The 12,468-nt window shown below is 62.3% G+C and carries 11 protein-coding genes; 3 read left to right on the forward strand and 8 right to left on the reverse strand.

The genetic code is table 11. The features are described from left to right. The first annotated feature begins 8 nt into the window (after positions 1-8). Positions 9-935, forward strand: coding sequence for a carbohydrate kinase family protein (locus QEO92_RS00445; protein ID WP_227701775.1), 927 nt, complete (start codon positions 9-11; stop codon positions 933-935). Between the two features lie 64 nt (positions 936-999). On the opposite strand, the gene pgi is transcribed toward QEO92_RS00445, so the two are convergent. The 3 genes from pgi to QEO92_RS00460 all read right to left on the reverse strand — a co-directional run bounded on the left by pgi (position 1,000) and on the right by QEO92_RS00460 (position 5,810). Continuing rightward, positions 1,000-2,625, reverse strand: coding sequence for a glucose-6-phosphate isomerase (pgi, locus tag QEO92_RS00450; protein WP_227701776.1), 1,626 nt, complete (start codon positions 2,623-2,625; stop codon positions 1,000-1,002). Positions 2,626-2,726: 101 nt separating this feature from the next. Beyond that, on the reverse strand, positions 2,727-3,971 hold the full coding sequence (locus QEO92_RS00455) for an alpha/beta hydrolase (protein WP_227701777.1): 1,245 nt from the start codon (positions 3,969-3,971) through the stop codon (positions 2,727-2,729). A 141-nt stretch (positions 3,972-4,112) separates the two neighbouring features. Beyond that, the gene (locus QEO92_RS00460) at positions 4,113-5,810 is read right to left on the reverse strand and encodes a long-chain fatty acid--CoA ligase (protein WP_227701778.1); all 1,698 of its coding nucleotides are present in this window, start codon (positions 5,808-5,810) and stop codon (positions 4,113-4,115) included. Between the two features lie 266 nt (positions 5,811-6,076). Here QEO92_RS00460 and QEO92_RS00465 point away from each other — a divergent pair, with 266 nt between their 5' ends. Together QEO92_RS00465 and QEO92_RS00470 are read left to right on the forward strand one after the other, a co-directional pair. After that, positions 6,077-6,466, forward strand: a complete 390-nt coding sequence (locus QEO92_RS00465; protein ID WP_227701779.1) for a PRC-barrel domain-containing protein — start codon at positions 6,077-6,079, stop codon at positions 6,464-6,466. A 100-nt stretch (positions 6,467-6,566) separates the two neighbouring features. Continuing rightward, positions 6,567-7,673: a hypothetical protein gene (locus QEO92_RS00470; RefSeq protein WP_227701780.1), complete on the forward strand. Its 1,107-nt coding sequence runs from the start codon at positions 6,567-6,569 to the stop codon at positions 7,671-7,673. A gap of 6 nt (positions 7,674-7,679) precedes the next feature. On the opposite strand, the gene nadE is transcribed toward QEO92_RS00470, so the two are convergent. From nadE to QEO92_RS00495, 5 genes are all read right to left on the reverse strand, one after another. Beyond that, a complete protein-coding gene (gene nadE / locus QEO92_RS00475) occupies positions 7,680-8,678 on the reverse strand; it encodes an NAD(+) synthase (protein ID WP_227701781.1) in 999 nt (332 codons plus the stop codon). Then, positions 8,675-10,228: a class I adenylate-forming enzyme family protein gene (locus QEO92_RS00480; protein ID WP_227701782.1), complete on the reverse strand. Its 1,554-nt coding sequence runs from the start codon at positions 10,226-10,228 to the stop codon at positions 8,675-8,677. The genes nadE and QEO92_RS00480 overlap by 4 nt, the downstream gene beginning before the upstream one ends. Before the next feature lie 19 nt (positions 10,229-10,247). Further along, on the reverse strand, positions 10,248-10,505 hold the full coding sequence (locus tag QEO92_RS00485; RefSeq protein ID WP_037160005.1) for an acyl carrier protein: 258 nt from the start codon (positions 10,503-10,505) through the stop codon (positions 10,248-10,250). A 134-nt stretch (positions 10,506-10,639) separates the two neighbouring features. Next, a complete protein-coding gene (locus tag QEO92_RS00490) occupies positions 10,640-11,485 on the reverse strand; it encodes a GNAT family N-acetyltransferase (protein WP_227701783.1) in 846 nt (281 codons plus the stop codon). 29 nt (positions 11,486-11,514) lie between these two features. Then, positions 11,515-12,465, reverse strand: a complete 951-nt coding sequence (locus tag QEO92_RS00495; protein ID WP_227701784.1) for a D-2-hydroxyacid dehydrogenase — start codon at positions 12,463-12,465, stop codon at positions 11,515-11,517. Positions 12,466-12,468: the final 3 nt, after the last annotated feature.

The raw sequence follows: 12,468 nt of genomic DNA on the forward strand, positions 1-12,468 counted from the left end.
GGACTCTTATGATTTTGTGCTGCGGCGAAGCCCTGATCGACATGCTGCCGCGCGAGACGACGCTTGGAGAGAGGGGTTTTGCGCCCTATGCGGGCGGCGCGGTCTTCAATACGGCGATCGCGCTTGGCCGCCTCGGTCAGCCGACGGCCTTTTTTACCGGCATTTCCGACGACATGATGGGCGACATCCTGCGCGAGACGCTGGCAAACAGCGGCGTCGACCACAGTCTCGCGGCCGTCTCCTCCCGCCCGACGACGATCGCTTTCGTGAAGCTCGTCAACGGCCAGGCGAGCTATGCCTTCTATGACGAGGGCACGGCTGGCCGGATGATCACCGAGGCCGACCTGCCGGTGCTGGGCGACGATTGCGAAGCGATGCATTTCGGCGCGATCAGCCTCATTCCGGAGCCTTGCGGCAGCACCTATGAAGCGCTGATGGCCCGCGAATACAGGACGCGCGTCATCTCCTTCGATCCGAACATCCGTCCGGGTTTCATCAAGGACAAGCAGAAGCATATGGATCGTGTCCGCCGCATGGCCGGCATGTCGGACATTGTGAAGTTTTCGGACGAGGATCTCGACTGGTTCGGCATGGAGGGCGATCACGATGCGCTCGCCGCCTACTGGCTGAACGAGGGAGCAAGGCTCGTCGTGCTGACCCGCGGCGCGGAGGGCGCGACCGGTTATACGAAGAGCTTCAAGGTTTCGGTGCCGAGCGAGCGCGTGGCGGTGGTCGATACGGTCGGTGCGGGCGACACGTTCGATGCCGGCATTCTGGCTTCGTTCAAGAAGCAGGGCCTTCTGACCAAGGAAAAGGTCGCGGCACTGACCGAGGATCAGGTTCGCAAGGCGCTGGCGCTGGGCGCCAAGGCTGCCGCCGTCACCGTCTCGCGCGCCGGCGCCAATCCGCCTTTCGCCCACGAGATCGGTTTGTAACTTCAACGCAATGAACGGAGCCCTCCCGGCGCTCTCGCGGGGAGGACTTATCGTGTCGCGGGCGTTATGCCTTTAGACCCGCAAGCGCCGTGACAAGTCCCTGCGTCGAGCTGTCGTGCTCCGCGGCGCTCTCCTTGCCCTGCACGATGGGGAGCAGGCCGGTCGCCAGTTCCTTGCCGAGCTCGACGCCCCACTGGTCGAAAGAATTGATGCGGAAGAGTACGCCTTCGACGAAGACGCGGTGCTCGTAGAGCGCAATCAGCCGGCCGAGCGCGAAGGGTGTCAGCTTGTCGTAGACGAAGGTGATCGATGGCCGGTTGCCGGTGAAGACGCGGTGCGGCGCGATGAAATCCGCCTTCGCTTCGTCCATGCTCTTGGTGGTGAGCTGTTCCTTCGCCTCGTCTAGGGTACGGCCCTTCATCAGGGCTTCCGATTGCGCCAGGCAATTGGCGATCAGGAGCTCGTGCTGGTGGCGCAAGTGCGGCTCGAAACCATTGGCCGCGATCATGAACTCCGCCGGAATGATGCTCGTGCCCTGGTGAATGAGCTGGTAGAAGGCGTGCTGGCCGTTGGTGCCGGGCTCGCCCCAGACGACCGGGCCTGAATTGCCCTCGACCGGCGAGCCGTCGATCGTCACCCCTTTCCCGTTCGATTCCATATCGAGCTGCTGAAGGTAGGCCGGGAAGCGCAGGAGACGCTGGTCATAGGGCAGGATGGCGCGAGACGGGTAACCCAGCACGTTGCGGTGATAGTAGCCGATCAGGCCGAGCAGCATCGGCAGGTTCTGGCGCGCCGGTGCGGTGCGGAAGTGCTTGTCCATCGCATGGGCGCCATCGAGGAACGTTCCGAAATTGTCCGGACCGATGGCGATCATCAGCGGCAGGCCGATCGCCGACCAGATGGAGTAACGCCCACCGACCCAGTCCCAGAAGCCGAAGATGCGGCCGCTTTCGATGCCGAAGGCGGCGACCTTGTCGAGCGCCGTGGAGACCGCGGCGAAATGATGTTTCACGGCCGCTTCCCCGAGCTTGTCGGCGATGAAGGCGCGGGCCGAGGCGGCATTCGTCATCGTCTCGATGGTCGTGAAGGTCTTCGACGCGACGATGAACAGCGTCGTTTCAGCGTCGAGCAGTTTCAGCGTATCGGCGATATGCGCGCCGTCGACATTGGAGACGAAATGCGCGCGCGGGCCGTCATGGTAGGGCGCCAGCGCCAGCGTCGCCATGACGGGGCCAAGGTCGGAGCCGCCGATGCCGATATTGACGACATCGGTGATCGGCTTGCCGGTGGCGCCCTTCAGGGCGCCGGAGCGGATGCCGTCGGCAAACGCACCCATCGCGGCAAGTACGGCGTTGACATCCGGCATGACGTCCTTGCCCTCGACAAGGACCGGTGTGTTGGACCGGTTGCGAAGCGCGGTATGCAGCACCGCGCGGCCCTCGGTGAAATTGATCGGAACGCCCGAGAACATTTCCTCGCGCTTCTTCGCGACGCCGCCAACTTCGGCGAGCCTTTCGAGAAGCAGCAGGATTTCCTCGTTCACCGCCGTCTTCGAATAGTCCATCAGCAGGTCGCCGAAGCTGGCGCTGAACCTTTCGAAACGATCGGGATCGGCCGCGAATGCAGCACGGATATTCGTGGCATTGGCTCTCGCGACGGCGGATTTCAGGTCTTGGATGATGGCCCGCATGGATATGTCCTCACGCTCGGAAAGGGATGCACGGGAACCTATTCGCTTTCCCCATCAAATCAAGCATGTCAAATCAAGCGCGGCTCAGGAGACGATGTGTTTTATTGCCCGACCGCCGTGGTAACCGTGTTGCCCACGGCATTGCCGAAGCGGTCGACCTGTTCGTTGTAGGTGCGGCGTGTTGCCGGATCGAAGATCGCGATCGGGGCGCTGACCGCAACGCTTGCGGCGCTTCCGACCGTCTGGGCCGTGCCGACCGCGACCGCGCCGAGCCGCTCTCCGAGACCCACATTGGAATCGGTCACCGTCTGTCCGGCGATCAGCCGGTTTCCGAGCAGTTTTACGACTTCCGGGCTTTCGGCGAATTTCCCGTGATTCAGGCGATCGCCAGTCTTGAGCGCCGTCAGATCGAGGACGACGATGCCGGCCTTTTCGAACTCGCTGCGATAGGGCTCGACGGTCGGGTCCACCTGGCCGAGCCGGTCGATATTGCCGGAAATACGGCGTGACAGGCTGAGTGCTCGGTCATCGCGGGAAACGAACAGGGTGAAATGCGGCCGCTTCTCGCCGATCTCGGCAAGCTGATGGCTGAAGACATCGACGTCGAGATCCGGGGAGGCGAGGATGACGTTCTGGATCTTCGGTGCCACGCGGCCGTCGCGGATTGCCATCTGCCGGAGCGCCTCGACGGTCAGCCAGGACCCCATGGAATGGGCCATGATGGTGACTTCGCCGACGGTTGGCTCCTGGGACAACCGGCGCAACATCTCCTCAAGCGCCTCGCGGGAATAGTTCGTGCTTTCCTTGTCGTAGTTGTAGGCGAAAATGCTGCCGCGCGACGGCCATGTGAAAAGCACCGGCGCCACGTCCGCCTTCGAGTCGTGAACGATCTGGGCGAAGCGATAGACTGCATCCTCGTAGCGGTTGTTGAAGCCATGCACGAAGACCAGCACGCGCCGGCTTTTCGGCAGATGCTGCTTCAGCCAGCCCTGGGCGCTTTGCGGCGCCATCGGCGTGACGGAGATGGTCGCAAATTCCTTGGCCGGATTGGCGGGCAGTTTCTTCGGCCATTGCACCTGACCGATCTCGCGGGCGCTGTCCGGCGGAACCGAGACGCCGATCTCGGTGACCTGCAGATCCTTGCCGCGTTCACCGGAAAACAGCATGCCCGGCGTTTCGGAAGGGCGCCGCGTGGTCGCGACGAGCACATCGACCTTCGATGTCTGGGCTGCCCGTGCTTCAGTTGGAACGAGCACGCCTTCGGGCCGTCCGGCGCAGCCGGAAAGAACGGCCAGGACCGTGACGACAATGATCAGGTGAAACGAAAACCCGGTGCGGCTCTGCAAGCGAACTCCAACATGCTCTTTGTCCAGCCTATTATTGCAAAGCACTAATCAAGGAATGCCCGAGCGTCCACCATGAATGCCGGGATTCCGCAAATAGGACCGGCGCTTGGGGAGGTCCTGTCGCGGCAATGCAACGATCGGTCAGCCGCGCAACTCGCGCCGCAGGATTTTGCCGACATTCGATTTCGGCAGTTCGGTGCGGAATTCGATGAAGCGCGGCCGCTTGTAATTGGTCAGGTTGGCGGCGCAATGGGCCCTGATGTCCACATCCGTCAGGTTCGGGTCTTTCTTCACTACGAAGAGTTTCACCGCCTCGCCGGAATGCTCGTCCGGCACGCCGATCGCCGCGCATTCCAGCACGCCGGGATGCATGGTGACCACCTCTTCGACTTCGTTCGGATAGACATTGAAGCCGGAGACCAGGATCATGTCCTTCTTGCGGTCGACGATCTTCGTGTATCCTTGGCGGTCCATATAGCCCATGTCGCCGGTGCGGAAGAAGCCGTCGGGTGTCATCGCCCTGGCGGTCTCGTCCGGACGGTTCCAGTAACCGGCCATGACCTGCGGCCCGCGGATGCAGATCTCACCCACATCGCCGAGCTCGACCTCGTCACCGTCATCGTCCCGAATGGAAATTTCCGTCGAAGAGAGAGGCAGGCCGATCATGCCTGTGAATTCGGTCGTGTCGAGCCGGTTGGCGGTGGCGACCGGCGAGGTCTCGGAAAGTCCGTATCCCTCGGTGATTGGGCATCCGGTCATCTTCAGCCAGCGCTCCGCCACCGACCGCTGAACCGCCATGCCGCCGCCGAAGACGAGAAGCAGCGAGGAAAAGTCGAGCTTCTGGAAGTCCTTGTTGTTCATCAGCGCGTTGAACAGCGTATTGAGGCCCGGGAAAACGTGGATCTTGTATTTCTGCAGCTCCTTTACCAGCGCGGGAATGTCGCGGGGATTGGCGATCAGGACGTTATGGCTACCGGTCGCAATGCCCATCAGCGAATTCACCGTCAGCGCAAAGATGTGGTAGAGCGGTAGCGCGCAGAGGAATTGCAGATTCTCCGGCCGGGGTTTGGTGAGGAAGGCCGTTTCCAGCCAGATTCCCATCTGCTCCTTGTTGGCGAGCAGGTTCGAATGGGTGAGGATCGCGCCCTTGGAGACGCCCGTCGTGCCTCCGGTATATTGCAGGAAGGCGATGTCCCGGCCATGCACTTCGACCGGGTTCATCGTCAGCCGTGCGCCTTCGGCGATGACCTGCTTGAAGCTTTTGGCCGAAGGCAGCGACCATTTCGGTACGAGCTTCTTGGCTCGCCGCACGACCAGGTTGACGATATGGCCCTTGAGGCCGAGCATATCGCCCATGGTAGCGACGACCACATGCTTGACGTCGGTGTGAGGCAGCGCCTGCTCGACCGTATGGGCGAAGTTTTCGAGTACGAAAATGGCCTTCGCACCGGCGTCCTTGAGCTGATGCTCCAGTTCGCGCGGCGTATAGAGCGGGTTGACGTTGACCACGACCAGGCCGACGCGGAGGATGCCGTAGACGATCACCGGGTTCTGCAGGATGTTCGGCAGCATGACGGCGACGCGGTCGCCTTTCTCAAGCCCCTGCGCCTGCAGCCAGGCGGCGATCTTGCGGCTTTCCGCTTCGAGCTGCCTGAATGTCAGCGATTTGCCCATGCTCGAAAAGGCAAGCCGGTCCGCGTAGCGCGCGCAACTTTCCTCGAAAAGCTCTCCGAGCGAATGATGGGCGAGGGGAGGAATCTCTTCCGGCACGGTCGGAGGATAGGAGGCCAGCCAGATTTTGTCCGGGTTTGCGCCTATTCGTGCGGACAGTTCGTTCATGAAAGCCTCCTCCGTTGTGTTTCCGCTGCCCCACGTCTTTCTGTGACGCATAACGGCAAGGTCCTCCACCTCGCCGCGAGAAAACAGATTATGCCACGCCACCATGACCTTGAGCCATAGGGAGTTTAAAAGAGCTATATAACTTTAACGTAAACGTCAATTGAGCCGTGATGCGCTCTCTCTGACGTCCGCAAGCCGGGGAACAAAGCGCCAGGGCCGGAGTTTTCCAGACGTAACAATATACGAGGAAAACAAGGAGGTGCGTCATGTTGCATCACGAACCGCGAGCTGGACAGGACCCCTATGTCAAGGATACGCCGTCGCTGATCGCCAGCGACAAGGTGGAAGGCACGCGCGTCTACGGCGCCGATGGCAAGCGTATTGGATCTATCGAGCGCGTGTTGCTTGAAAAGCGCGGCGGCCGAGTTGCTTATGCGGTGCTGAGTTTCGGTGGCTTCCTGGGGATCGGCGACGACTATTATCCGCTGCCTTGGGAAAAGCTGCGCTACGATGAAGAGCTCGATGGCTATCGTATCGACTTGACGAAGGACCAGATCGTCGGCGCCCCGCGGTATCGCGATCTGGACGACGAGACCTGGTACAACGACGGCCGGTCGATCTACGACTATTACGGCGTTCCGCCCTATTGGATGTAACCGGTAGAGTATTCGTTTTTGGGAGGCTCGCGATCAGCGAGCCTCTTTTCGTTTATTTAATTCTCATCATGCAAGTTCTTTCCCCAACAAGGGGATGATCATGACGGGCAGGACGGAAGCGGGTACGGTCCGCGACTTTGAACGTGGCGACGTCGATGCCGTCGCACAGCTTTTTCAAAGGACGTTCCGTGACACGAAGACGCCATCGCCTTCGCTCGTCACCTATCTGAAACAGGCCTTTTTCGATCATCCCTGGACGGAGCCGGATATCCGCTCGAAGGTTTTCGTCGAGGGGAATGGCCGGATATCGGGTTTCGTCGGCGTTTTTCCCTCGCGCCTGGAATTGGATGGCCGTCTGCTGCGTGCGGCTTTTGCAAGTTCGCTGATGGTGGAAAATCCGAAGGAAAATCCGCTCGCCGGCGCGCGCCTCGTTCGCGCTTTTCTGTCGGGCCCGCAGGATATCTCTCTGACGGAGACGGCCAACCAGACAGCGCTCGGTATGTGGCAGAAGGCCGGTCACCCACTCGACCCGGGATACAGCCTGAACTGGCTGCGCGTGTTGCGACCGGCCGCGATCGGCGTGCAACTGCTGGAACGCCGCTTTGGCCCGGCCCGGCTCCTGCGTCCGTTCGGCCGGCTTACAGACCGCATGGTGTCGCTGGTCAGCAAATCGCCCTTCCATCCGGCCTACAATGGCAAGCTCACCTTTCGCGATGTGACGCCGGACGTGTTCGGCGATGCGCTGTTGACGCTCAAGGATTTCTATCCCCTGAGGCCGCGCTGGGACGCGGACAGCCTCGGCTGGTTCATCCGTCAGGCGGAGCAGAAGCTGAATTTCGGCTATCCGGAATGGCGGGTCGGTTATGCTGCCGACAACAGGCCGATTGCCGCCTACGCCTATTTCACGGAGCCGGGAGGCATCGGCTGGGTGCTTCAGGCGCTTGCCGCACCGGCCATGGCGGGCGATCTCGTCGACGATCTCTTCACCCACGCCTACGGGCTCGGCTGCGCCGGGCTGCGCGGTGCTGCACATCCTTGGCTGATTCCGGCGCTGATGACCCGCCGCACCTTCTTCTACAGCCGCTCTTTCTATGTCGCACATGCGCGGGACAAGGCGCTGCTGGAGCCGGTCAGGTCCGGCCAGGCGCTGATCAGCGGGCTGGCCGGCGAAGGCTGGACGCGCCTGATCGGCGACCGCTTCGACTGACTTTCGTCAGCCGATCATCGTCAACGGCTCGGCGTGCAGGTATTCCGCAACCTTGCGTTTGGAGGCGATATTGCGCCAGACGGCCTCGACCTGATCCGGGGTGATTCCCACGGCCTCCCCCACGTCTTCCCGCGAAATGCCGTTTTCGAGCCCGTAGAGGCAAAGGTCCATCCGGTCATAGGGCAGCGAGAAGTAATATTCGTCCTGGCCCTGCGGCAGCGACCAGGTATCGGTTGTCGGCGGGCGGCGGCGAATGTCGGCGGGCACGCCGAGCGCTTCGGCGAGCTGGTAGACCTGGCTCTTGTAGAGATGCGCGATAGGCTTGAAGTCGGCCGCGCCATCGCCGTTCTTGACGAAAAAGCCCTGGTCGTATTCCAGCCGGTTCGGCGTGCCGGCAACCGCGAAATTCAGCCGGTCGGCGTGGTAATATTCGATCTGCTTGCGGGTGCGCTGCTTCATGTTGGCGGCGGCGATCATGCCGAGATAGACATCGAGCGGCATGCGATGGCGGCTCTGTTCGCCGGCCGGATTGGCGACGACCAGCCAGGAAATATTGTAGCCTCGGTTGGAGAGCGCATTTTCCAGCACCACCTTGCATCCCCAGCCTTCGCCGAATTCCGGCACGATCTGGCGGATGAAACCGTCGCGGCGGGTGTAGCAGCCCGCGGCGGCGAGCGCCGGGCCGATATCCTCCAGCACTGTTTCGATGCCGACGGCTTCGGCCAGCGCCTTGCCGAGGCGCAGGCTTTCCGGATCGGAATCGTGCTCCGGCATGAAGATACTGGTAACCTTGGCGGGCCCGAGCGCACGGGCGCAGAGTGCAGCCGTCACGCTGGAATCGATACCGCCGGAAAGCCCCAGCACGGCGCCGCGCTTGCGCAGGTCCTTGAGTACCGTTTCGCGGATCCAGCCGCAGATGCGTTCGATTTCCGCTTCCGCGTCGAGCCTCAGTGTTTCGGCCGAGAATTTCTCCGCAACCCGGGCACGCTTCAAACTCTGGATCATGCCACATTCTCCCGTATGATTTCGTTGGTCTCACCGGCTCCGAGCCGGATCTTGCCGGTCGTCGTGCGCGGCAATGCATCGCGGAATTCGACGCTTTTCGGCACCATGTAATCTTCAAGCTGGCCCGCGCAGTGGCGGATGATCTCGCGTTCCGTCAGCACCGCGCCATCCTCGATCACCACATAGGCGCGGATCGCCTGACCGAAGACCGGGTCGTCAATGCCGCCGACGACCGCTTCGCGTATGCCCGGCAGCGCATAGAGAACCCGCTCGACCTCCTGCGGGCTCACCTTTTCGCCGCGCGTCTTGATGATATCGTCGCGCCGGCTGACAAAGTAGAGAAACCCGTCCGCATCGGTGCGGAACAGATCGCCGGTATGCAGCCGCCGGCCATCAGCCACGGGAGAAAGCGCGCGCAGCGACGTCAGGCTGTCGCCCCAATAGCCGGACATCACGTGCGGCCCTTCGACGACGAGCTCTCCGACCACGTCGGGCGGCGCCGGGAACCCGTCCTCGTCGATGACGAAGGCCCTGGTGCCGGGAATGGCCTTGCCGACCGAAAGAGGCCGGCGGGCAATTTCATCCGGCGGCAGGTAGGTGGCGCGCAGGCATTCGGTCTGACCGTACATCAGGAAAAGCCGTGTTGCCGGGAAAAGACGTTGCAGTCGTTCGGTGAAAGCAGGCGGCATGGCGGCGGCCGCACTGGTTATATAGCGCAGCTGCGGCAGAAAGCCGGGCTCGAGATCCTTCATGCCGGCAATGAGTGCCGCCATCGGCGGCACCAGTGGGAAGCCGGTAGCCTTTACCTCCGCCAGCCGCTCCAGGATCTTGCGCGGAAACGCGAAGCTCTTTTCCAGAACCAGCGTGCCGCCGACCGTCACCATCGTGACCATCTGCGTAATGCCATAGCCGAATGAGAGAGGCAGCACGCTCAGCACGATGTCGTCCGCCGTATTGTCGAGATAGGAGGCGATTGCGTCGCAGGCGGCCTGGACATTGACATGCGTGAGCATGACGCCCTTCGGTCGCCCGGTCGATCCCGAGGTATGGATCAACAGGGCAAGCGCTTCCTCGTTTCGGAATTCCCGCGGCGGCGCCTTCGGCTCGCGCGCCACGGCCTCCTCGAACCGCAAGGCCTCGCCGGTATCTCTTCCCGCATCCGCCTGTGCGACGATCATTATAGGCCGGCTCTTCGCGCCGGCGACCGCGGCATTGACAACCATCTGCTGGCGCGCCTGCGTGAGGATCGCAGCCGCCTCGGTGCTTTCCAGGATGATGGCGAGCTTGTCCGCTTTGATCGAAGGATGGAGCGGGCAGGGCACCGCACCGGCCTTCCAGGCGCCAAAGAAGCTGGTGACGGCCTCGTGGCCGTTATCCAGCAGCATCAGTACCCGGTCTCCGGGCTTGACGCCGGCGCGGGCGAGGCTCGCCGCCAACCGGTCGGATTGCGCATCGAGGCCCGCATAGGTCAGCCGGACGTCACCCGCAACAAGCGCGATCTTGTTGCCGAACCGTCGGGCGCTGTCGCGGAGCCGTGCCTCTAGGCGCATCGCATGACCTTTCCGCCGCTCACGCCGCCGCGGGAAGCTTGGAGGCGAGATATCGGGTCATGTTGTCGATGCTGTCGAGGTTTTCCGGCACGATCTCTTCGTCGGCGATCGTGATGCCGTAAGTCTGCTCCAGAAAGGCGATGAGTTCGAGCACACCGGTCGAGTCGATCACGCCGGTATCGAGCAGCGACTGGCTGTTCGTCACGTCGGCATCGGCGCGGAAAAGGAAATTTTCCGCAATAAATTCGCGCACCGCATTTTCGAATGCATTTGCCATCGCCCAACCCCTCTTTGTCCTGAAATCCCAGCGCAGATAAGGCGCGGAAGTCAAGCGTCCATCTTCAGCATCACCCCTAAATGTTTCGCTAAAGTCGGAAATACTTTTGTATCTATGTGTCGTAATGGACGAATTTACTTGAGCTCCAGCGACATTTCCGACTGCGTCAGCCTGCTCTTGCGCCAGGCGACGCGCCGCATGAAACGATCGAGCACGCCCTCCGGTACATTTTCGACGACGTAGAGCTTGCGCCCGGAATAGCGCGCCGCCAGTGCATCCGTCAGCGACCGGCCCAATCCCCGGCGGCGATAGTCCGGATCGACGGCAAGGCCGTAAAGCCGCACGTCGCGGCCGCTGTCATCCACCAATGCGGCCGCCTTTCCGTCGAGCGCAAAGCCCTTGAGCGGCGGCCCGGCCTGCCGGAAGCAGATCGGGTCCGTCTGCCAGGTCGGGTCGGCATCCGAGAATTTTGACAGCATCTCGACGGCGGTCGCGAGATCGCATTCCGTTGCCGGCATCACGTCCGGGGCGGCGAGCTCGTGGCTGCGGCTGAAGCCGACCAGCTTTCGGGTGATTTCGAAGCCGAGCGAGAGATAGAGGTCGCGCGCCCGGACATTGGAATTGATCACCTCGAGGATGAGTTTCGCCTCGCCGCGCGCCCTGGCCGCCTCGATGGCTTCGCGCATGATGTTGCGTCCAAGCCCCTTGGCGCGGATCGTAGGGCCGATGCCGAGTGCGCTGATGCGCGACCGGTCGCCTCGTCTTGCAACGAGCAGGATGCCCGCGGGTTTTTCACCGTCGAAGAAGACTTGGCTGATGTCGGGATCGACGTCCTCCCGCTGGATGCGCAGCGCCAAGGCCTGCGGCGTGACGTTGACCGGAACGACATAACCCGCAAAGCCTTCGGTATAGGCCTGCGCCGCCACCTCCAGCGGGCAGGCCGAAAGCGGGCGGCGGATGGTGGGGGTGCTGAGGTCCATCGATTGCGCTCCTTGAGGCCGCGATGACGTTAAAGAACGTTGGTGGGCGTGCCCTTTTTGAAATTCTCGATATGGCTGATCACCTGCGCCCAGAGCGTCTGCATCGCCTCGTCGCTCGCCCAGGCGACATGCGGTGTCACGATGACGTTCGGCCGCTCGAGGACGGCGAGCAGCGGATTGTCGGGCGCCGGCGGTTCCTTCGTCAGAACGTCGAAACCGGCGCCGGCGATCAGCCCCTCGTCGAGCGCGGTGACCAGGTCCGCCTCGTTCACCAGCCCGCCGCGCGCCGTGTTGATGATCAGCGGGCGCTTCTTCATCCTGCGGAATTCCTCGATCCCGATCAGGTTTCGCGTCGTCGGCGTCAGCGGCATGTGGAAGGTGATGATGTCGACGGTTTCCAATACGTCATCGAAAGCCGTGTAACCCGGTTCGACCTTTTCCGCGTCTTTTCGCGCTGCGAAGATCACCTTCATGCCGAATGCCTCGCCAATCCGCGCCACCGATTTGCCGAGCGTGCCGCGTCCGAAGACGCCGAGCGTCGAGCCGGCGAGGTCGCGGATCGGGTGGTTGAAGAAGCAGAACTGGTTGGCACGCTGCCATTCGCCGGCGATCACGTCCTGCCGGAAGCCGACGATCGAGCGGCGCAGCGCGAAGATCAGCGCGAATGTGTGCTCCGGCACCGTGTTGACCGCATAGCCGCGCACGTTGGACACGATGATGCCGCGCTCCTTGGCGAAAGCGAGGTCGATCACGTCATAGCCGGTGGCGGCGACAGCGATCATTTTCAGCTTCGATGCAGCGGCTATTGCCTGCTCGCGGACCGGTGCCTTGTTGGTGACGACGATATCCGCATCGGCGATGCGCGCCGCAACGTCCTCCGGCGCCGTCTTGCCGTACTCCACCCATTCGTGCGCAAAAGAGGGTCTTATGATCGTCACCGAGGGGCCGATCGTGTCGCGGTCGAGAAACACCACCTTCATTGA

The organism is Neorhizobium petrolearium, assembly GCF_029854435.1.
Lineage (GTDB): Bacteria > Pseudomonadota > Alphaproteobacteria > Rhizobiales > Rhizobiaceae > Neorhizobium > Neorhizobium petrolearium.